Annotated in this window: 24 protein-coding genes; 2 read left to right on the top strand and 22 right to left on the bottom strand. The window is 43.1% G+C overall.

Annotated features, from left to right (window positions below; translation table 11 throughout):
- Positions 1–32: 32 nt before the first annotated feature.
- Both AB4484_RS06175 and AB4484_RS06170 read right to left on the bottom strand, forming a co-directional pair.
- Positions 33–299, bottom strand: a complete 267-nt coding sequence (locus tag AB4484_RS06175) for a hypothetical protein (protein WP_372077037.1) — start codon at positions 297–299, stop codon at positions 33–35.
- Positions 300–303: 4 nt separating this feature from the next.
- Positions 304–735 carry a ParA family protein gene (locus AB4484_RS06170; protein WP_372077035.1) on the bottom strand — a complete coding sequence of 144 codons (432 nt, stop codon included), beginning with the start codon at positions 733–735 and terminating at the stop codon, positions 304–306.
- A 135-nt stretch (positions 736–870) separates the two neighbouring features.
- Between AB4484_RS06170 and AB4484_RS06165 the strand changes: the two genes are divergently transcribed.
- Both AB4484_RS06165 and AB4484_RS06160 read left to right on the top strand, forming a co-directional pair.
- The gene (locus tag AB4484_RS06165; protein ID WP_372077033.1) at positions 871–1,419 is read left to right on the top strand and encodes a recombinase family protein; all 549 of its coding nucleotides are present in this window, start codon (positions 871–873) and stop codon (positions 1,417–1,419) included.
- Complete coding sequence (locus AB4484_RS06160; RefSeq protein ID WP_372077047.1) at positions 1,307–2,563, top strand: RNA-guided endonuclease InsQ/TnpB family protein; 1,257 nt, start codon at positions 1,307–1,309, stop codon at positions 2,561–2,563. The genes AB4484_RS06165 and AB4484_RS06160 overlap by 113 nt, the downstream gene beginning before the upstream one ends.
- A gap of 8 nt (positions 2,564–2,571) precedes the next feature.
- Here AB4484_RS06160 and AB4484_RS06155 read toward each other — a convergent pair whose 3' ends face one another.
- The 20 genes from AB4484_RS06155 to AB4484_RS06060 all read right to left on the bottom strand — a co-directional run bounded on the left by AB4484_RS06155 (position 2,572) and on the right by AB4484_RS06060 (position 21,306).
- Positions 2,572–2,907, bottom strand: coding sequence for a ParA family protein (locus tag AB4484_RS06155; RefSeq protein WP_372077031.1), 336 nt, complete (start codon positions 2,905–2,907; stop codon positions 2,572–2,574).
- Positions 2,908–3,047: 140 nt separating this feature from the next.
- A complete protein-coding gene (locus AB4484_RS06150) occupies positions 3,048–3,440 on the bottom strand; it encodes a hypothetical protein (RefSeq protein WP_372077029.1) in 393 nt (130 codons plus the stop codon).
- A gap of 17 nt (positions 3,441–3,457) precedes the next feature.
- Positions 3,458–4,390, bottom strand: coding sequence for a hypothetical protein (locus AB4484_RS06145; RefSeq protein ID WP_372077027.1), 933 nt, complete (start codon positions 4,388–4,390; stop codon positions 3,458–3,460).
- Positions 4,390–4,584 carry a YqaE/Pmp3 family membrane protein gene (locus AB4484_RS06140; RefSeq protein ID WP_372077025.1) on the bottom strand — a complete coding sequence of 65 codons (195 nt, stop codon included), beginning with the start codon at positions 4,582–4,584 and terminating at the stop codon, positions 4,390–4,392. Before AB4484_RS06140 ends, AB4484_RS06145 begins: the two co-directional genes overlap by 1 nt.
- 13 nt (positions 4,585–4,597) lie before the next feature.
- A complete protein-coding gene (locus AB4484_RS06135) occupies positions 4,598–6,919 on the bottom strand; it encodes a UvrD-helicase domain-containing protein (RefSeq protein ID WP_372077023.1) in 2,322 nt (773 codons plus the stop codon).
- The gene (locus tag AB4484_RS06130; RefSeq protein WP_372077021.1) at positions 6,912–9,308 is read right to left on the bottom strand and encodes a hypothetical protein; all 2,397 of its coding nucleotides are present in this window, start codon (positions 9,306–9,308) and stop codon (positions 6,912–6,914) included. Before AB4484_RS06130 ends, AB4484_RS06135 begins: the two co-directional genes overlap by 8 nt.
- Positions 9,309–9,353: 45 nt before the next feature.
- Positions 9,354–9,671, bottom strand: coding sequence for a VirB3 family type IV secretion system protein (locus AB4484_RS06125; protein WP_372077020.1), 318 nt, complete (start codon positions 9,669–9,671; stop codon positions 9,354–9,356).
- A 51-nt stretch (positions 9,672–9,722) separates the two neighbouring features.
- Positions 9,723–10,019, bottom strand: coding sequence for a hypothetical protein (locus tag AB4484_RS06120; RefSeq protein ID WP_372077018.1), 297 nt, complete (start codon positions 10,017–10,019; stop codon positions 9,723–9,725).
- A complete protein-coding gene (locus tag AB4484_RS06115) occupies positions 10,003–10,413 on the bottom strand; it encodes a hypothetical protein (protein WP_372077016.1) in 411 nt (136 codons plus the stop codon). The genes AB4484_RS06120 and AB4484_RS06115 overlap by 17 nt, the downstream gene beginning before the upstream one ends.
- On the bottom strand, positions 10,394–10,891 hold the full coding sequence (locus tag AB4484_RS06110) for a hypothetical protein (RefSeq protein WP_372077013.1): 498 nt from the start codon (positions 10,889–10,891) through the stop codon (positions 10,394–10,396). Before AB4484_RS06110 ends, AB4484_RS06115 begins: the two co-directional genes overlap by 20 nt.
- A gap of 4 nt (positions 10,892–10,895) precedes the next feature.
- Entirely contained in the window at positions 10,896–11,942 is a 1,047-nt protein-coding gene (locus AB4484_RS06105; RefSeq protein ID WP_372077011.1) for a hypothetical protein, read from the bottom strand.
- Positions 11,942–12,823, bottom strand: a complete 882-nt coding sequence (locus AB4484_RS06100) for a hypothetical protein (RefSeq protein ID WP_372077010.1) — start codon at positions 12,821–12,823, stop codon at positions 11,942–11,944. Before AB4484_RS06100 ends, AB4484_RS06105 begins: the two co-directional genes overlap by 1 nt.
- 16 nt (positions 12,824–12,839) lie before the next feature.
- Positions 12,840–14,504: a type IV secretory system conjugative DNA transfer family protein gene (locus AB4484_RS06095; RefSeq protein WP_372077008.1), complete on the bottom strand. Its 1,665-nt coding sequence runs from the start codon at positions 14,502–14,504 to the stop codon at positions 12,840–12,842.
- Positions 14,494–14,766, bottom strand: coding sequence for a hypothetical protein (locus AB4484_RS06090; protein WP_372077006.1), 273 nt, complete (start codon positions 14,764–14,766; stop codon positions 14,494–14,496). The genes AB4484_RS06095 and AB4484_RS06090 overlap by 11 nt, the downstream gene beginning before the upstream one ends.
- Before the next feature lie 67 nt (positions 14,767–14,833).
- Positions 14,834–15,766 carry an ATPase, T2SS/T4P/T4SS family gene (locus AB4484_RS06085; protein WP_372077004.1) on the bottom strand — a complete coding sequence of 311 codons (933 nt, stop codon included), beginning with the start codon at positions 15,764–15,766 and terminating at the stop codon, positions 14,834–14,836.
- Positions 15,767–15,780: 14 nt separating this feature from the next.
- A complete protein-coding gene (locus tag AB4484_RS06080; protein WP_372077002.1) occupies positions 15,781–17,679 on the bottom strand; it encodes a hypothetical protein in 1,899 nt (632 codons plus the stop codon).
- A gap of 16 nt (positions 17,680–17,695) precedes the next feature.
- Positions 17,696–18,991: a TrbI/VirB10 family protein gene (locus AB4484_RS06075; RefSeq protein WP_372077000.1), complete on the bottom strand. Its 1,296-nt coding sequence runs from the start codon at positions 18,989–18,991 to the stop codon at positions 17,696–17,698.
- Positions 18,988–20,199, bottom strand: a complete 1,212-nt coding sequence (locus tag AB4484_RS06070) for a TrbG/VirB9 family P-type conjugative transfer protein (RefSeq protein ID WP_372076998.1) — start codon at positions 20,197–20,199, stop codon at positions 18,988–18,990. Before AB4484_RS06070 ends, AB4484_RS06075 begins: the two co-directional genes overlap by 4 nt.
- 53 nt (positions 20,200–20,252) lie before the next feature.
- The gene (locus AB4484_RS06065; RefSeq protein ID WP_372076996.1) at positions 20,253–20,909 is read right to left on the bottom strand and encodes a type IV secretion system protein; all 657 of its coding nucleotides are present in this window, start codon (positions 20,907–20,909) and stop codon (positions 20,253–20,255) included.
- A 187-nt stretch (positions 20,910–21,096) separates the two neighbouring features.
- Positions 21,097–21,306, bottom strand: a complete 210-nt coding sequence (locus AB4484_RS06060; RefSeq protein ID WP_372076994.1) for a TraY domain-containing protein — start codon at positions 21,304–21,306, stop codon at positions 21,097–21,099.
- Between the last annotated feature and the right edge of the window lie 321 nt (positions 21,307–21,627).

Below are 21,627 nucleotides of genomic sequence, written 5' to 3'. Positions count from 1 at the left end.
TGCGGAGGTTGCCCTTTGTGCGATTTTAAAATTTATAATTTCTCACAATAAGATCGTGCTAGTTTCTTTAAACTGGTGTCATCATCTAGGTATAAAAAAGCCCTGATTACGCCAGCTTTGGATATTTTCTTGTTGGGCAGTAGTGCTCTTAACTTCTCTGCGACTTCTTCAAGTTGATTCTGTTCATTAATGGTTAGTCGAACAGGGAATGAACGACCAGTTGTTGTGTTTCTATCTTCTGTGACTTGAGTTACTTGAGAAGATTTCCCGTCACGTTGTACTCTATCTTTACGTCCCATAAGTTTAACCTAGGATTTCTTTTGTAAGTGCCATGTAATCCTCTTTTACTTTGTTTGAAGCATAGTGAATGGATGGTCTTCCGCTTGCTGTGGCGTGTTTGTATTGTTCGGACACTCGAATCTCCGATTGAGCAACGGGGTAGTTTTTATCTTTCAATGATTGTCGTATCTTTGATTGCATCACTGTATTTCTCTTGTCTACTTTTGTAATTACAGTTGTATATACAAATGGGGTGTTTCTTTTCACCTCTCTAATAACTTCAAGTAAATCATCAATCCCTTTAAGTGCTCGATTGTCCATATCAACAGGCACTACAACTGTAGAGCTGATTAATAGTGCATTCTCAACTGTAAGATCGATTGCTGGTCGTAAATCAAAAAGGATAAAGTCGAAGTTGCGCTTCAATCTTTTTAGTCCGTCTTCTAGGATGTGCAAGCGATGAGTAAACCTTTCTGCACTTCTCGCACCAACAGTTGATCAAATATAAAACAAACGCAACATCACCACATTGACAATGTTGCGTTTGTTGCGATATCATGCACACCTCACTTTGATGAGGTGTTTTTATTTATGTGGGTATCCACAACAAAATTAGCAAAGATTGAAGGCGTTACAACGCAAACAATCAGACGAAGAATAGAAAGCGGCTTTTACGAAAAAGTTAAGCAAACTGAAGGCGGTCACAACCGCGTTTTTATTACCCAACAACGGAGGATATGCTATGCAAGAGTTAGCTCAAGCAAACAAAAGTCTAGTATCGACACGCAAAAGCGTATCCTGCTCGAACGGTATCCTGACGCAGAATTTATCAGTGACGTTGCCTCTGCTTTCAACTTTAAACGAAAAGGACTGCAAACCATTCTGGAATCAGCAATGCTCGGACATTCAGTCCACATTGTGGTTGCCACAAAAGACCGACTCGCAAGATCTGGTTTCGAGCTTATCAAGTGGCTTGTTGAATTATCAGGTGGACGAATCGAGATCTTGGATGACTCGAATAACACCACTGAATCGTTCGACACAGCCGAACTTATCGGTTTTATTACCTCGTTCTGCAATAGCCATTACGGAAAGCGATCCGCTGAAAGGCGCAAAAGTAATAGCATCGAAAAAGATTAGGTTCTATCCAGAGAATGAGTCGGCTTACTTTGATGCTTTGGCTTTATATCGTCGCTCTTACAACCTAGCTGTTGAGCGATTCCGTAACGATGATTACAAGGATGAAAACGGTAAATTCATTAACATGCGCCCTGTAATCAAGGCACAAGTTGAGCAAGAACAAAAAGAGTCTGGTAGGGCTTATAATTCTTTGGTGTCAGACAACGGGACGTTAGCCGCTGCCACAACATTTAAAGCGGTATGCAGCAAGAACAAAAAGCTGAAAGGCGCTAAGTCTGGCTTTAGCGAGATTAGCTTTAAAAGTCGCAAAGGCTCAAAACATTCTTTCAGCATCGACCGCCTACCAAAAGGCTTAAATCCATGCGTTAAAGCTCTAGGAAAGATTCATTTAAGCGAGAGCGTACCAAGTGAAGCAGTTGGGAAAAGTTGTATTATCACTTGTGATAAAGGGCGTTGGTTCATCCAAGTTCAACAACATATTGAACTTCAAACCGAGATCCAAGGTGAGGTTGAATGTGTTGGTGTGGATCAGGGTGTGCGAACGTTCGCAACTTGTTTTAGTAAAGATGATGCGTTGGTTGTCGGTGATAATTTTGCCAAAGAAAAGCTATTCCCGTTGATGAAACGAGTGGACAAGTTAATCGGTCAAAAACAAAAGGTATTGAACACTCAGAAAGGCGTTAATTTCCAAGATATGCCGCAATGGGCTAGAGACCGACTTACTCACTTTGACCGAGAGATTAACCGACTAAAGTGCAAGAAAGACGATCTTATATTGGACTTACACAACCGCTTGGCGCATGAGCTTGTGTCTAGCTATGACGTTATCTTTTTGCCGTCATTCGAGACAAAAGGGATGGTTACACGGAAGGATAAAAAGATCCGGACAATCCGTCGTAACACTTGCCGCCAGATGCTTGATTTAAACCACTACGGTTTTAAATTGCGCCTAAAGTGGTACGCAAAGAAGTACGGCAAGCAAGTTGTTGATTGTAACGAGGCATATACATCAAAGACTCGCTCTTGGAGTGGCTTGATTGATAGCAAGCTAGGTTCATCAAAAATAATTAAAGGTGATGGCTTCACTGTTGACCGTGACATCAACGGTGCAAGAAACATATTGCTTAAACATTTAACAAGGTAGCTTGTACCTTAGTCATAACAACGAATATTGCGCTCGTTGCGATTTAAATCAAGAGCTAGTGTGATGTCGCTAGGAATCACCCAAAGGTTGGGAATATCTTCTCCATTATCCCTAGCGGTGTAGGTTATCTTGTTTGTGTCAAACTTGGGATTCTCAAATAAATCTGTAACAGTGTAATCTTCATCCCCCCTACCGATATCATCTGATAAGTTTCCTTGATGATCTAAATCAACCAAGAGAACCTTATGACCAAGTTCAGCTAAACAACACCCTACCGCTAGACAGCTCGTTGTTTTCCCCACACCACCTTTTGAGTTGGCGAAAGAAATTACCTTTGCATTCATTGTACACACTCCTGTATGTTCTTTTGTATTTACTTGTGTATATACACAATCTTACATTACACTTTGTTTGTAAAGGAATTTTATTAAAAAGGAGAGGCTAGCCTCTCCTTTGTTTTTTTAGATTGGTGTATGAGGGGGTGCTACGTTATAGATTTTACAATTTCTGCAATGTCGCAAGCCAAGTCCTTGCGATATTTTTTCAGACCCCAAAGCCTACGACCGATACGGTCTGTATTTGGACTTAACCGCCAAACAAGGTCGGGCGTGTCCATTTGGAAGTGGGCGGTTAAGTCCCAGTAGAACGAGCAGCTTTGATAGGCTTTATTGATTGCCTTGTGGATGGTGTTTGCATCATCCTGTGAGCCTGAAAATGCAACATAAGGATAGAAATAACCCCGATGACCTCCGCAGGATGCTAAGGGATGGACACCTAGATTATACAGTGCATCCGTTAGCGGCTTGATGCTTGGTTCGATTTCATCATTATCTCTAGCTTCTAGGTACGTGGAGTAGCAAGCTGTCGAGGTGATCATATTCCACCCTCCTTATTTTAAAGGCTGTTTTTCATCTCAATTAACGCTTGCTCTGTCGGCTTGATGAATTGGACATAATCATCACTCTTTGAGTGTTGAATCTCTGCCTTTCTCTTTATCGCGTACAGTCCTTTATTAGCTATCGAACTCCAAACTTTCATTAGAGTTTTGTCCTTGATAGTTGGTGTCCATTGGTACTTCTTCATCTTTAAATCATTCAGAACCTGATTATAGATGTAGAGCGTTTCACCCTCTTTAAGACCAAGACCTAGCACCGCTTTTTTTAAGAATTTAAGCGTGTACTCTTCATCGTGTCGCGCTCCGATGTGATAGATGAAAAGTAATGTGCTTTGAGATAAGTTTGCTCTATGAACCGCAAAGTTGCTTTTGATCGTTTTAAGCTGCTCAACGATTTCAGGGTTGCGATTGGCGTATTCAATCACTCTGTCAGCCGTAAACATGCTTGCAAATTTACCGTCTTTACCGCCAGTTGTGCTTTGTGCGAGGTTCGCCTTGTACTTTAATATCTTCGTCACGGCTGTGGTTAGGTGCGCGGCATCTCGACCTGATAGCTCTGTGATTTCACGAGCAACCAAGTGTCCCTTTTGGCGCACTCTCCCTTGGTCGATTGTATTAAAGACTTCTTCATCAAGTCCTACCAACAAGTCACAGGTAAGGTTCATTTTGGCTTTCAGGGCTGCCATTAGGCGGTTTTGACCATCAAGCAGAACGCCTGATTTACTCACGCGTATTGTATCGCCGTTGTAAATCCACTCACCTTTAATCATGGTGTCAGCGTAAAGATTAATTTTAGTTGGCGTTGGGGGGATGTTGTTTGTGTTGATTTCTAGCAGCTTCTCCATGTGTCGAGTATCAAGTTGAACTCGATTGAATGATTGAAGCGTTGGGGTTTTAAAATTAAGTTCCAAAAGGTCATTGAGGCTTAACATTATTCCCCCTCCATCTTGATGTGATTTAGTTTCTGGTCGGTTTTGTAGCTGCTAAGAGCGTAGACAGACCAAAGGCTAGCTGGTATCCAGCCGATTAACGTTAATTGAAGAACAAGGCAAATACAGCCCGCAATTGGGCGTTTAATCGTGAAAAATTGTAGCCAAGGAATGAAGATTGCTAGGAAAAGTCGCATATTTAAATCCTGATTATTGTCTTGTGGTATTGATCAACTGTTGTAGCTCTTTAGAGCACAACGCAGTTAATGATTCTGGTGTGGATTTGCAGTGCGTAGAAATATATCGCACTGCTAAGGTTTTGTCTCTTAATAGGGCCTCTTCAATCATCGTAAAAATTCGTGAAGAGGCGGTACTATTACTCACTATAACAAGACGTTCCTCAAATAGCTTATTGCTTTTGAGTTGTGTTTTGTCGCTAACCTTGCTCAAGTGTGAGTGTGTAAGTAACTCTTGAGTGGTTGCTCTTAACTGTGGAGGGAGTGATTGTAGCTCAATTCTCTTGTGCTGGAGGTGTTGGGTATTGTCACCACACAAGAACTGAAAGGTTTCTAGCTCTTCGAGCACAACGGTTAGAGCGTCGAAGTTGCCTGAATGAGCTTCTATCATCCCTTGAATAGACGTTGCGGTTAAGTTTGGGGACTCTCGAAAAGCTTTAAGTAGCATTGTGTTAAGTCTTGCCTCTTGCTTATCGGACAATTTGTAGTAGTGCTTCAAGCTGTCGGCTATTAACTGTGCTTTTGTTTTTGCGTTAGGTTCACTCGTTAGCCACTCTGACAGGGCTTTTTGTTGTGACACTGTAACGATGCTTATTTCATCTTCTAGGTCGCACTGGTCTTCATACTCACTACTTTCATCGAAAACAATCACACTTTCACTGTTACACATTGTGTTGAGGGGGAGTGGTTGAGTGTGTGAGATGATGTCTACCGTGAATCTAGCCGTCATTTCTTTAGGGATGAGGTTATCCAGTAGGCAAGGCTCTGGCTTGTAAGGGCGAACTGAAAAAGCAAGGTCAGTGTCGAGTGCTTTTTTTAGAGGTGAGGCTAGATACAGTCGTTTCTTTGTTCTTGTAATCGCTACATACAAAAGGTTCAGGTCAGTATCATCAATTGGCTTACCTTGACCGTAGGCTTTCATAATCGGTTGAAAGTCATGGTGAAGATAAACAGTATCAGACTCTAAGCCTTTGCACATGTGCGCGGTCGTCAAGAGGCGTATGGGTTTGACTTGCTCTAACGACCAGTTCAGCGCATCGAGCAGAACTCTTGATTCGTCGGTTTCTTCGATGTAGTGAACAAGAGATGATGTGTTTCCATCCCTCTCAAGAGCAATGAGTTCATCGTAAGTTTTGTATTTTTTGTGCTTCGGGAATTGGCTTAAATGAGGTTCGCCCGCTTTAAAGTGCAGTAAACTCTGGAGCGTATCTCTAAGCCATTGCGTTTTTCCGTTGCAAAGAATAGCTGGTTGATTTTGTTGGAAGTAGTCAATCAGCAATGAGAGTAGGCTGTCATTGCGGTAAGTGATGCACATAACGGGGTCTAAGTCATGGTTTGGTGTGCCTTCCAGTATTTCAGTTGATTCACCTAGCCCCGTAACTTTGACTCTTAAATCCATCTTTCCAAGAATCTTGGTTGCAAGGCTTGCTATCTCATTACCATATCGAAACGAGCGAGAGAGTGGGTAAGACGGCAAAGGAATGATATCCATTGCATTCACACCACCTCTAAACTGGTAGATGCTCTGATATTTGTCTCCAACAAATATCAACTGTGCTTTCTGTTTGAGGATAAGGCTTAACAGCACAGGGTTAGCGTCTTGCGCTTCATCAAACATGATGTAGTCATAATCCAGCGTTGGATTGTTGAGTTGCCAAACCTTGATATAGGCATCGTGCGTCATGGGACAGTTTGAGTCGGTATCAAGCATTTCTTGGATAAGCTGTTTTGCTAGGTTTTCGATAAAAGACAATGCCGCGTCAGACTCACTCTTTTGTAAGTGCCCCTCTGAAATGCGCTTTTTAACAAATGCTTTTACTTTTGGTGTGATGTGCTGGCTGGATAGCTCGATGCTTGCGGTACAGATAAACTGCTCACACACGGCAAACACGGCTTTCCAGTGTGTATCTACATCAAGGGCTTGCCTTAGGGGGGTATCTGGCTCAATCGAGCTTGTATATCGCTGAAACTCAAACTTATTCATTTTAGCTTGAGTTTTTGCAATGAATCTTTCTGATTCCTCACTCGTGAAGCTGTTCAAAGCAAGGCTGTGAGAGGTGGCAATATCAACGCTGTGACCGTTAAAAAGTTTTCTTGCCTCCATCTCTAACGATTTGTTGTAGCAGAGGTAAAGTCCTCGCTTGTCTTTGTGGTACTTCTCTACCGCACGTAGCAAGGTGCTCTTTCCTGAGCCAGCAAAAGCAAAGCCTTTAACGCTATCTCCAGCCAGAACGCTATCTACGATAGCGTTCATTTCAGAAGTCAGTTGATGTTCCCCAATCGAGCGATTAGCCATTTTCCTGATCCCTTCTGATAAAGTCGTCCAAGTCTCCAAACGTATCTATCTGTAGGTAACGCTCTTGCCAACCTTGAGCATAGGTATCTTTGAGATACTTCAAATGAAGACGGGGGGAGTTGCCCGACTTGAAAGCGTTCAAGTAATTCATCTCGCCATTATCTAATCGACTCAGGTTAACGTTCAATATAACGCTTTCCCCTGTATCTCTTCGCTTGAACAAGATCAGATACTTTTCCGTTGTTTCGACAACCCATTTGTACTCAGATTCAGTAAGACCGAGAAAGTCCATGTAGTGCTCACGCTCTGCGCTTCGGTTTGGGTAGCATATGATGTTGGCAACGTTGGTTTTGATGGTGTCACCAACACCGTCAGGGGCTTCTACGTGGTGCTTTGGGCTTTGCGCTGCAAGAATAACTGAACCGCGTTTTTTCCTTATCTGCATCAACATATCACCAATATGTTGTCTAAAGTGAACGTCTCTTAGATAAGCTGGCGATTCATCAAAGAAAAGAAGACTAGGAATGTCTCGCTCACTGATGTAATCCACGTACTTATGGAAGATGTAGTTAGTCAGTGCTCCGAGCATTTCGGGATCGTGAATAATTGTTGTCGCATCGAATGTGACAATCTGTTTGTCGAAGTTAAACGCGTCTCGTGGCGCATTAAACAATGAACCGTTCGCGCCATTCGGTAGCCACTTCTCTAGGCGTTTCATTGCCTCACCGCCATCTTTACCAAAACCACCCTGTGACAGTTTAGTGAAAGTTCGACTACCAACATCAAGCTCCATGATAGACCGAACCGCGCTTTCAACTTTAGCATTAAGCTCTGTTTGGGATTCAGCAATGCCCGTCAAGTGCCTAATGAACCTCGCTAAAAAGCGGCGGTTCGATTCGCTATCAGGCAGTTGTAGCGGGTTAATATCTACTTTTTCTGCGAAGTTAAGATAATCCCCTTCATACAACTTGGTCATGATTTCTAAGCCGTGGTCTTTATCGAAAAGGATAGTCTTAAAGTCTTTATAGCCTAAACAGCTCGACACCAAAAAAGAGATAAGCGTTGTCTTACCAGACTCAGACGCACCGTAGATTACTGTATGACCAAGGGCTTCACGGCTTGGTTTAGGCGTGTTGTGAAAGTTAAACGAGTACAGGCTATTTGTTGTGGTGGGAAAGTGCGTCACTGGACGGTTGCCAAAACTATTTATTTCAAAGCCCTCACCGATGCGCTCAAATGTGGTCAAGTCACCTGCATTGTGGTTAGTGATTTGTCGTCCTCGAACGTTTAGGTATTCAAGCGTTGGGAATCGAGACCAAAATAGAGGCTCGATACCAACGCTTTCTCGAATAATTTTAATGCCTTTGTTTTCGACAGCCTTGATAACACGTTGGGTCTTTTGGTTGAGGTCATCAACACTTTTCGCCCTCACTTCAATACAGAAAAAATGCTTACACAGCGTCATATTTTCCGCTTCAAGCTCTTGCTTTAGTTCCCATGCGGTTTCTGCTGCCTGCTCGCTACGGCTATTTCTCGCCATACGATCTTGGTGCTCAATAACTCGATTTGTGCTTTCATCGGTCATTGGTGTGAACGATTGAGTGATGGTGACATCAATATCTAATGAGTAGATTTTTCTTAATACCGTATCGTCAAGCTGGTCAGGGTAGCCTTGTATCGACAAATAAGAGGCGTAAATCGTTTCATCATCTCGCCCGTACTCACAGTAGTTTAGCTTTCTATCAAAGCCCAAATAGTGACCAAGAAGTGTGTTGTCCCAGTGAATCGCATCAACGTAGCTATAGCGACCGTTAAGCAATGTTGAGAAGAAGCTCGACATATCCGCCCCCTCAAGGCGATAGCAAGAAAACTCCTCCAGTTTCGACAATAGGCTGCTTTCAAACTCATTAAGTATCTGCTCGCTGGTTTGGCGCAATGCGTTCTCAATTTTGGCAACCGCTTTTTGTGCCTTGTTAGGCGGGTTAACCGTGACAACAATGTGATGCTCAGTGCGATACACATCAGTAAAGCCCTCTTCCCACGCCTGAAATATCTGGTCGTGAATCGCGTTAGACTTCACTTTTTTAGGTTGGTGCTTGGTTAAGTGTTTGCTTGAATGAATCGTCATGCTCACTCTGGTTTTTGCCATCTCAAAAAGCTGAGAGCGAACCCTTGATAAATGCGCTCTGTGGTCTTCTTTTAAGCCTGTGTAATCCTGCCCATTCATCCCATAGACGCGAACAAGCGCACCGTTCTTAGTAATAGCAGTGCAATCATCCACTCTTTTTAAGAGTGGGAATGTTGACGCTACGTGATGCACATTCTTTGCTTGCTCGTAAAGCTGAAATATATGAGGCTTTCTTAATGACGGTAAGATGGATTGAAACATGATGATTCACCAATTTTTAAATAGGTATAAATTGAAAGTGGACGATTAACTGATATCAATGCGATTAAGATAGCGGTCAGTTTTCTTTTTTGCTTTATCTGTTGGAACTCTAAACTTGGCAATGTGAACCGCGAAAAATTCAGGGTCGTAGTACGCCTTGATAGCTCCGACCACCCAACCTAAACCGAGAAACGCAACAAGCACATACCACATTGTACTTCTATCAAACAACTCAAGAATAACCGCACCAAGCCAGCCAAACTGAAAGACTAAGCACGTAGAAAGTGATAAGAAAAGCAGATAATCAGCAGGTAGCATCAAGAGCAGTCGGGGGCGTGTAATTGAACGATACACTTTAGACATCGTAACTCCGAAATTCCCCAAGTAACTCACATAGCTACTTGGGGAGTTGCTTTAACTAGGAAGAAGCCAATTAACAAGAGGGTCAATCAGTGACGTAAACACCATCAAGCCAATAGCAAAGAATAACTTGCGATTGTCGATATATTCCATATAACGAAGTACAACCAAAATCATCAACACAAAAATAAAGACAGGAACAAGAACGGCTGTCAGTGATTCTGTTCCTTCTTCCGCTTGAGTTTTCATAATCGCAAATGGGTCAGCTCCTTTTGCGAACGCCCATTGAGACGTGAATAATGAAGCCGATACACTGGCACTTAAAAGACCATTCTTAATTTTTTTTAGCATTTTCTTTTCTCTTAATAAATCCGCGTAAGTAGTAACATTCGTCAGAAAGGTATTGAACCTCTGTACCGAACACGTCATTTGACCAAGGTTTGCAGATATCTTCTGGCAAGCCTCTGTACTTCAAAATCTTGCAGTACATATCATTTAAAATGCACCGCAAAACACGCTCACGGGTCATTTGGAAGTCATAGCAAACTTGATCTAACTTCCGAACTTGGTAGTCCTCTAAGTCAATCCTTGCTGTGCCACGCTTCACCCCTTTAGGGATGGTGTAGCTCAAATCCACTTCGAGCGCACCCGCGTAGTGAATGCCCGTTTGAATGAATGCCGCCTGCAAGAAAGGCTTCTTTGCAAGGTGGGCAGGGACGGTAACGTTAATCCTTTTTAAGATCATCCCATTTCCCTATTTTCTCTACAAAAATTGGGTAGCGTTTGGAGAGGGTGAAGGTGCAATCCATGCGATCAAATTCTTCAACCACGCCTTTAATATTCACCACATCATGAAGCTCTATGTCAGGATACTTCGATGACGATAGAAACACCTTACCACGACCTTCTTTTTCCCAAGATTTATTGATGTCAACGGCGGATGGAACAAAGGCAAGATCACTATAACGATAGGCTTCTCCAATCCCTTTAACTCTAACCATCTCAAAGTCAAACACCTTATTGACAACATAGTAAGGAGAGCTAATGTTATCCATCTTGTAAGTCATTCCAAACTTACCGCACATCTCGTAAATATCTCCCTCAATGAGCGGTATGGGTTTAGGTTCAAAGGCTTTCTCTGGCTTTTCCTCAGTTACCGGTGGAGTTAATTGACAACCAGACAGTGCAACTGGCAACAAAAGAGTCAGTAATTTTAATTTCATTGTTCTATCCTGTAAGTTTTGACCATGCTTTAGAGCCTACCGCTTTTGCTACACTGCCAGATTTAGAAGCCATTGCGCCTTTCGCTGCACTCATGGCGGGATTACTCGAAATGGCTTTCGCCATATCTGCACCAGCTTGAGCATCACCAGCAGAACTAGGTGTTGAGCCTCCGAAAACATCTGTTACGATTTCGGCTGCTTTAGGTAAAAAGCGGATCGTTATCCATGACGACAGCATGGCAATAAGAAACTTCATTGATATTACACCATCTTTCCCAACAATGGCATCTTCGGCTGACATATTACCAACTGACACACAAACAATGACCAGCAGTGAGGAAATAACACAAATCATCGTGTACTTAACCATCGCTAACGCCCAGCTTTTAGCAATTCCTCTCCATGCCGGTATCGAAGCAAACAAGAGGATAACGCCCCCCAAGAATTGCAGAATCAACAAGGGGATCAATGCGCCAAGGTAGACTAATGAATACGACAGATACAGAGCGAAATAAGTCAGCCACATACCAGCACCATAGAGAACAGATAATACTTGATTTGACACCCCTCCGCTCTCCTTCATAATTAACTTTTGCCCCACTTGTAACCCGTTGGCTATGAAATCCCAAACACCATTATTTTCGCCTGTAAAAAACGACACAAACTCTTTTCTAAACGTGCTTGTGAGTTCAATGACCCATGAGTTGTAAATATCAGCTTGCGTGAACGCTGTTACCACACACACCCACAAAAACGTACCGCCCACCTTTACAATCTCAGAGCGGTCATTAGTCAATGCTGCTTTAATCACCCCAAACAGGAAATAAAAACCCAAAATCGCGCCTATTGAATTAAAAGCAAGAGAAGTGAGTTCTTTGAACAAGTCGTCATTTAACGCTTTCAGAACCGCTTGTTCAAAAAGCGCAATGACATCCAAGCCATCATAAGGCGAAGTCTCTACCGTAGGTGGCTCTGGCGGGGGTTGTTGCGTTAAATAATGAAAATTGGAATCAGACGGCGCGGTCGGCTGATTGTATATGTAATCGTTCATTAATGACTCCAGAACTTCTGCTTATCACTACTTTGAAACGCAGGTGAATAATCGGTTGGCGCGGCGGTTTCAGACGCTTTCACTTGTTCTTCCGTAAACAAGTTGACCTCGCCCTCGTAATTCATTCCACCATAAGCAAGCGATGTTCTTAGCGATAACTTGTACTGCTCAATTTGAATCTTAGTTTGCAAGGCCGCGTAAGCCATTAATACTCCCATCTGCTCCTTCGGATCTTTAGCTTCACGTTGTTTTTCTTGGATTCTAAGCATCTCAGCAAAAACAGATGCCTCACCGTCATAAACCTCCAACAGTGATTTCGAGGATTTGGTCATAAGATCTAAAGTTAGCTTTTCTCGCTCTCGCACTCTTGCTGTATCACGAAGCATCCCATTACCCGCTTGGTATTTAGATTGGATTTCATTTCTAACAAGTTCATCACTAAAGCAAGACTCACCTTCAGAATCGCAAGATTCAGGGTTAACGCCTAGCTGCTCTGGCGTTGGCTCGTTGCCGTATTTCGCAAAAATACCATCAACGTATCGTGGCGGGTTGCTCTGCATACGTCCATACTCACGGTTAGCCTGCTCGAACATCTCCTGTGGTGTGTAGTACAAGCCCACTACAGCGTCATAAGCTTCTTGGGTGATTTCTTGTGTTTCTCGTGCCGTTGTCCAAATTTCTTTGGAAGTTAGAAAAATATCGTTTTGAGTCAGTGTTTGCTTAATAGACTCAAGGGATGCTTTGAACGTATTTGTAGCTGTATTCGCCTCTACAGTAACCATTTGAGCAAGAGTGGCGTTGTTAATAGAATCATGCACCATCTCAACTGCATGGGCGTGAATTGACATTAAACCTAACAACATAACGTATCTTTTTTTCATGAGTGTTCTCTTTATTTTATTTAATTTCAAAATCGTAAGCGTAACCGCCCAGATGTTTCATGCTGGCTTCTTTTTCCCAATACAAACTCTTCGCTTTAATTGGGCGTTCTGCGTGACCTTTGGCTATAACAACGACCTCACCCTGTTTTAAGTTTAAAAAGTCTTGAGGCAACATAAGAGGTACGCCCTCTTCATTCGTAGACTGGCTACCTTGGTCTTTCGTCAAGCTCGTACTATGACTTCGACTTCTTCTTTTTCTTGTCGTTTTGCCTATCGTGTCAGAGAAACGCTTTGCCGTTTCCGTCTCGTTTTGCTGATAGATGATCTTAATATCAGCCGAAGACATCATTTCAGAAACAATATCTTTGCCGTACACCTTCACCATTTGACCAAAGTTTTGGAAGGCGTACACCACACGCAAGCCATAGCTACGACCTAGTGTTGGCATATCGACCATTTCCTGCATCTTGCCCAATTGGTAAAATTCATCCAAAAAGAACGTGATTTGCTGGTCTTTCTCTTTGTCGTGGCTGTCCGTTAAAAGCTCCCCTGTCAGGTAGGTAATTAACAGCGAAAATATGGGTAACACTTGCTCTTTATTGCCAGTAGGGAGGTGAAGATATAGTGAAAATGGCGATTCTCTAAAGGTTCGTGCCGTAAAATCACAACTCTCTAGGCTCTTTCGTGCGATTGGCGACACAAACAAATCTAACGTCTGTCCAAAGGTTGACGTAAAATCTGAAAAGGAATCATCACTAGAACTGAGCAAAGAGTTTCCTTTCGTAACGGAATAGGTATCACCTATCGACTCTGCCATATCCATGATTTCTGATATTTTTGCTTTGATATCTGACGTTGCCATCACCTCATCAAAAACAGCAGGAATAGACGTACCACCATTCAGTCGAATGTTGTAAATGGCAACATGAGTAAATATCTCTCCAGCCCTAGAGATGAAATATTTGGCGTTACCATCGGCCTTGGCTGTAGGAAAGATAACCTTAGTAATCTTAATCACATACTCAATAACACGATTAAAGTCTTCCTTACCTCCGTTTGTTGCCTTGCTTGCAGCTAACACTTCATCAATAATCGACTTGTCGAGTGGATTCCAGCTCACCATCGCTTCATGTTCAGGCATCCCCATTATCGGCGAAAAGATTCGGCACGTTGAGAACTGACTGCGCTGTTTTGACGTGGTGTTCCAAAGCTCCCCTTTTACATCAAGTGACAGCATGGATTGTTGATATGAAAGCATCATAGGAATGAGGCTACCCGCACTTTTACCTGCGCCTTGAGGGGCTGCTATGAGTATTGATTGGTTATCGTCGTTCCGTAGATATTTACCTTTAAACTTAGCTATCAGTAAGCCAGCATCCGCAAGCATGTTGAACGTGAATTTTTTCACATCAGACATTCGAGCAAAGCGAGCATCACCATATGAGCCTTTCTTTTTCAGTAACGATGAAGCAACAACGGTAATAGCAAAAACTGCGCTCGCTTGTGCGCTCTTTACAAGCTCCCAATGAAAATCTTGAGGATTTAATATCCCGTAAAAGATGCCTTTCCAAAGCAAAGGTTGGTAAAAGTCGTTTCGGTAGTAGACCAGTGCATTAAACGAAAACACAAAGACAAACAAAGAAAACAACAGTAGTGCGATAAGCGACTGCTTAGTGCTCATTGAGTTGCTCCCTTTCTTCCTCTTGAGAGCATATACGTCTGAGAACAATACCCACGATAAGAAGATAGACACCAGTCACCACGCCACCAGAAAAACTTCTTTCAGCAATGGCGACATATGGAGTGCCCGCTAAACCAACACACATTCCAATAGCAAAGACAACCAACCCCGAAATAGCACTAAACATCACATATACATTGAAGTTTTTTGTGAATAAATCGCGCGTTTTTTTGTCCATCTTAATGTTTTTTTTCTTTTTCATATTTAACCTCTACAAAATCGAGTGTTTGGATGCAGCCCACTAAGTGGGCTGCTGTTTGGGTTTACGACTAAAGCATTTCTAGTCGAGCAGTGAACTTACGCTGACCGTTGCGAACATGACGGCTAACGAAGATAAAGCCACTTATCGCATTTCTGGCGTAGTCCTTGACCGCTTCTTTACTCAGTGTTGAGCCTGCTAACTGGACGTTCAAACACATAGCATCAAAGGCTTCTTCTGCATCGGCTGCATGAAGTGTTGTCAAACTACCCTCATGCCCCGTATTACAGATACGAAGAAATGGCATGATGTTGTTCGTGTCAATTTCCCCCATCAGAACGCGGTCAGGGCGAAGGCGGGTAATTGAGTTAATCAAGTTGTCATAACCAACACCGCCAGCGTCAGTGTTGTGCTTAGACTTGAGCAGTGGCACTTTGTTTTTATGTGGCACTATCAGCTCTTGAGTATCTTCAACCGTAATGATTCGCTCGCTCATTGGTATGTGAGCAATCAGCGAATTGAGCAGCGTTGTTTTACCCGTTCCCGTTGCACCGCAAACCATTAGCGTCTTGTGATTCTTAACAGCATCAATCGACACTTGAGCTTCGTTTGGGTCAGCAAACCAGTTAGTCAACGGATAGACCGTTGGCTTACCGACACGGATAGACATAGCAAAGCGACTTTCTACCGATGAACCTTTCACCGCTTCAACACGTAGAGTTGTATCACCGAACGGGATTCGACCAGAGAAGATAGGGTTTTCCCAGTTAAAATCTTGTCCACTACGAGCAGCGCACACCTGAATCAAGTCGTCCATTGCAATTTCAGTGATGCTAGGGTGTATTTCTTCCAACCACTCGCCTGTTGTTGTTTCAATGAACAACTCTGTGGGCTTGTTAATGCACACTTCGACAATATTGTCTCGATTGAGCACATCGAGAAATGGACGCAGTTTGGCTTCCATGATGGATTTTGGTTTTGACGTTTCATTTGCAATTGTCATATTGACCTCGAAAGTTAAGGGCGTTCATAGGCAGATTCACACACGTCTTTTGAAGACACGGTGTAAATGCTTGAGTCATACCTTGTGCGTGTTGTTGTTTCTCTATAGAAAATGGCGACGGTATTCATGGACCTTCGACCGTCGAATATATCAAAGTAACTCATCGTGCCTGTAACCTTGTCCCATCGAGCCTGTGGGTGGTACTCCTTGGCTTCTTTGCAGCCCTCCTCAGCAGGGTATGGGTACCCACCTGTCGGATTGGACACATAGTAAGCACCGTAAACATTCTGACCATCGATGAAATTATTAGGTGTCGTCACGATAACTTCGGGGCCGTAAGGTACGTAGCTACTACTCGCTTCGCATCCTTTGATGATTTCAAGCTGACCTTTTCGGTTGATGTACGTTTTCTGAGAGATACGTGAGCGTAGGTTTGCGTCATCATGCGTGAGAGTGCAGCCCTCCTCTGTGAGTTGATGCGGGTAGCTTACTGATGGGTCACGGCTGTATGAGTTCGTCAGGTATACTCGCTCACCATTGTGCACGTAATAATCTCGTGACATTTCATACGAAACACCACCTACAAAGTCATGCTCCAATTCACCCGAAAAGTCTTTTTGGACGGGTACTTCACTACTATCAGCCGAAGCGCGACACTCTGTTGCGTAGTGCCAATTGCCGTTAGCGTCCTGCCAGCCCTTTCTCGTTTGAGTAAGTACAGCTCCACTGTATTCATCAATGTATGGAGAGCACGTAATTTCCGTTTCTTGGATTGGATACTCTTCTTCTGTCGCAATACAATCAGTGATGTACTCATGCTCCAATGATTGGTCATCAACGTAATACCAACGCTTATTGATTGTTGCTACGTTATCAATCAAGTTTTCAGTGGCGGTACACTCTTCCACCTCTGAAAACAGTGGCTTTGGATTGTTCATATCGAGCTTACACGCAGAGATGTATTCTTTATCGCCACCAACCCCTTCTTTGTCGATGTACTCTCTGTAACCGAAGTAAATCTTCTGGTCGGTGTAGCTATTAAAGTTATCGCAACTTGCGTTGAAGTCCTTTTGAATGGGGTAACTCACATTGCTAAAGTCACATGATGTCGAGGACAGCTCCTCATTGGTATCCTTATCCAACTTGACCGTTTTAGTCATTTCAATGGCTTTCATTTCGTCGTAGTCATAGAACATGTCACAAAACTGTGTCTCTTCTATATACGTTGGATACGTCTTGCCCGTTGGCTGACATTGCCCTTGCTCAATGATTTCATTCGTCACAGTTGAGGTTTTAACTGAACGCTCCATCTCTGTAGCAATAAAATCCCCATCAATAATAGGTTCGCACAGCTCGTAACTGACGGTGTATTTGTCCGTCTCAACGGAAAAATCCTCCTCGTTGATGTCTGCGCTTTCCCTTTGCGGGCTCGATGAAGACATAGAGCCACTTGAAAGTGGTGAGGTCTCTGCTGCTTCTTCCATAGCAATCTCTGTACTCTCCTCACTATGCACAACTTGCTCATTCAGCATATCTGAGAATGCAGCTAGCATAGCGTCCAAATCACCAGAAGCGACAACCTCGCTACCTCCTGAGATTTTCTCACCGTTCAAATCAGTGATTAGGGGATTTGAAAGGCTTTTTGCCTTTTCTGTCCCATTAAAACTTTTGCTAATCGCGTACCACTCGATATCGTTCTTTTGCGACTTCGGTTTCTTGGGATCTTTGACTCGACCTAACAGCGTCAAGTCACGCAATCCCAACTCAATAGCTTGAGGAGACAACCTTGTAAAGTTTGCCTCAACATCCAATTGAGAGTTCACATTTTGCTTTATGCGCACCACTGTAGCGTCTTCTGCACTCACGAAGAGCGAGAAGAAGAACAGCGAAAACGCAACAATACGTCTGAGCATACCTATTCCTTATCGGTTAATTGATTGAGCTTTCGCTCGTGATTTCAGCAAAAACCAAGTCGCCCTCGCGGGTTTCCTTGAGCCAAATATCGGTTGAGGGGCGGATAAAGATGCGACTACCAGACGGCACAACAGCAAACGGTTTGATGTTGACGGTTTCCGACAGCATGGCTGCGGTCACTTGTCCTAAGTCCGTACCAAAATTATCAACCACGCTATTGGTGATATCTGAGTTCTCGTAAGATTTACTCATTGCTACTTGCATGACAGTAGACATCGTAGCGGTGATAATGGCAGCCCCGTACTTGTCGAACATTCGGTTATCAACAAAGCCAGACACGCCACTTTGACCAATCGCATCAGACGTACCTGAATCCTTTAGCAAGATATGAACACCATCGGGGCGTAAGAGTCTTGTCCATTCAATAGCAAAGCGTTCAACGCCAGCAGCCTTAATTGTGCTGTGCTTGCCAATCGCGCGAGAGCCAGCGGGAATTAATATCTTTCTGCCGTGATAGCCGTAGATATTATTCTCGACCTGACACGTCACCTGACCAGCCAGTTGTGAGTTGATTTGGTCAATGAGAATGCAAGGAATGTAGCGGTCTTGCGTAACTGTTCGAGTCAAATCAACAGGCAATGTGGTTTCATTCTTACCAATACCGTGTACTGAAAAGTCCTTGTCATGGGGCTTCTCTTTGTTGGTTGTTGGTGTGCTCATATCGAGCGTGGTTGTTTTTTTGTAATCGTCTTTTGTTGAATCTTCATCTTTGGTAGGGGATTCTTCTTCTTCGACTTCCTTCTTGCTCTCTTCATCTTCTGTGAAAGGAGGTTTTGACGTTGAGATTGTCGTAGGTTGCAGAGACTCAAAATCACCACCAGACTCCCTGAACTGAGCCAATCTAACTAGCTGCCATTTCTCAAAGTCTGACATTTCCTCTTTGACTGGAGCAGCGTTAGAAGTGGCAACTGCTTTAGTTTCCTCCTCTTTCTCTTCCGCTAAAAATGCCGAGCTAGCCTTGATAGGTTCGGCTTTCTCTTTAGGTACTGGTCTGTCACGGTAGATAACCTTAACTTGAGGCTTTTTCTCCTCTAACTCTGCCTCTTTGAACATATGTGAGGTGTACGTTGACTGGTACTTTGAGTCATCGACCTTGCCAAAGTTAAAGCCAGATTGCCCTCTCTCCGACTGACGAAGAAAAATAAACACTGCTAACACGACCGTACAAACAAGCACGAAGAATCCGATGTAGAAGATCGTTTCTTTTTCCATTTTTGGCTTGATGTTCCCAGTCTTTACGGGCTTTTTCATTGGTTAGCCTCTAGCGTTTGGAGGCTCATGTTTGTAGGGCGTGGAGTCAGTGACTCTTCTCTTGCAATGCAAAGGTACAAATCACCCAATCGAAGCGTCCATTGGTTATTCACACCCTCAACGCGAATGATGGTTTTGAATGCTGTTGCGTTCGTTGGGACATCATTACCATCTGCAACACGAAATACAGCAGGTAGATTACTGATGTTTTCTGTATCAAGTGCGCTATCAAACTTGAAGTAAGTGAATACGCCATCATCGTAGACGTGAAGCGGTCTGATTGACTCGCTTGAAGTAAACGGACCACTTGTGAACCAGCGAATATACCAAGCTTCATCCATCTCTCGACTGCCTATGATTTCATAGTCAAAGTTGAAATGCTCAGGAGAGGCAGACTCCAAGAAGTCATTTGAATCGTCATCTTTGATTTTCGCTGTTTCGGTGGTAGTGCTTGTCTCTACTTCTGTTTTTGTTTCAGACTCCGCTTTACCATTGTCTGTTGAATCAGTATCGCTACTGTCTGTATCAACTTCCGTTTCAACGGCTACTTCTTCGGTTTTCGGGGCCTCTTCTGCCATTGCAAGACCAAGCGCAAGGGGGATAGTTGGCTCATTCAGTGCGATAAAATCATCACTTTCTTTTGCTCTTTCTATCGCTTCTTGAGGTGAAAGAATGTGGTCATCATTGATGATTACGCGTAGGTTTGGGTTTTCCTTACTCTCTACCGTGTCGGTTCTTAGGTAAAACGTGTAGACATAACCACTTTGACCAAAAACATGAAGAGAAGTGTCTACACCTGGTGTTTTCGGGTCAATAGCGAGAGTGCGCCCATTTGCGCCATAAGGTCGGACTTTGAACTCACTGGTATTACCTAGCTTCGAGTCAAGAATGACCTCGTTCTTCGGGAAAGTAACAATCGTTGACATGGATTCACGTAGACGAATTTTGTAAGTGGCGCGTTCGTCATAATCAAACACAAGCGTGTTGTCTGTTGGTTTGCTGTGGTCAAACGCTGCTTGTGTTGCGTTTAATGATTTGAACGGCAAATACGGAACAACAATACCTGAATGGTCAGACACGGGTTGATTGTCTTTCTGTGAATAGTTGTGCGCGTGCTTGTCGGTTCTATCACCACTCGCGTGTGCCAGTGCTAAATTTGAGACGAGCAGAGCCACACAAATGACTGCGTTTCTTTTAAAAATGTGCATGTTGATTAACTCGATTCGGTTGCTTGCTGGTTAATGTGAATCCAGTGTCAAAGCTAAAGCTTTGACTCTTCCTGTACTAAGACTTGGGTAACAGTGAGTCCGTCAATGTTCAAAAAGATATCTTTGTACTCAAAGTCTAAATCCCTGTACTCATACGAGAGAATGGCAACCCATCTCTGAACAGGAAGAGGCTCACCTTTCAGTGTTTCTTTCTTCGTGAAGTAGATGCTCAAGCGGTTACTTGCCACTTTGACAGAGCGGATTACTTCTATCTCAGCAAAGTAATCTTCGTTATTGAGTGGGGAGCTTTTATTTACAACTTCTCGCCCTCTTTCATCTGTCTTTGTTTGCGACATTAAACTTTGAAACTCACTGAAAACACGCTTTGACGAACGACTTCGGATTCTTTGGTATCGAAACGGTTCGTCCACATGGTTAATCGTGAAGTAATCTTTGACGTACTCACGCAATACCGACTCTCTTAATAAGTCTTGTTTTTCGATAGGAAGACCGCCAATTTCAAGTTTAACCAATTGATTGTTGGCATTGTCGAGTGTGACAAATTGATATTCGGTCTTTTGCTTTTTCTTAAACTCTTCAACGTAGAGATAAGCAAAGGTTAGAGTCAGCCCGATAAGTGCAACAATCACTATTGATAGAAGTCTCACTACGTACTGTTTAGTGAACGACTCGTCCATAGGTCTATCCATGATTTAGCTTTGCCTTGTGCGTTAAGAATAAATTTCATCAAGAAGGTAATCGTATTCTTCCTGTGTGGGCTTCTGTAGGGCTTTTCCCTCATAGGTGCATGCACAGGGTGAATTTGGCATTTCTAGCTCGTCAGTGCTGCTACAGGCTGCCAGAATTAGACATGCAACTGTTAGGACAAGCTGTTTTTTAAAATTCACGGCGGTTTCCTTCTTTATCAACGATGATCGCTTCTGTCATGACGTGAGGATGGAAATTCAATGAAGCTAGCATTCGAATTTCGGCTTCTGCCTTTTTTGTACGACCTGCTGCTTCTGCGCTTTCTGCTAATGCTCGATTGTATTCTGCTGGAATCAAGACCGTGACGTTAACCGCCTCGTATTTTTGTTTGTTTTCCATGTGGGAGTTCATATCTCTATTTTTTAAGTCGGGTTGATTCTATTTTCACTGTGTTTGGTTGGATAGTGTTTAGGTGAGCATTTGTGAGGTTGCATAGGAAATGTTAGATATCCTAACAATTAAGTTTCTAGTTCACATTTTACTTAGTTTTAATTCTGTTTGCCCGAGTCATTCCAGTTAAATAAGTGACCTAGTTTTTCCAATGGTTATTTCAGTAACAAAGGTAATAAGGGTAAAAAGGGTAAAAGAGTTAAAGGGTGGTTAATATTCAATAGTAATCAATAGCTTATAGGGTAATGAATGACCTAGTTTTTCCTTATG

Source organism: Vibrio sp. 10N.261.46.A3 (genome assembly GCF_041472995.1).
GTDB lineage: Bacteria > Pseudomonadota > Gammaproteobacteria > Enterobacterales > Vibrionaceae > Vibrio > Vibrio coralliirubri.
Note: the sequence above shows the minus strand (reverse complement) of the source record. Positions and strands in the feature narration are given on the sequence as shown.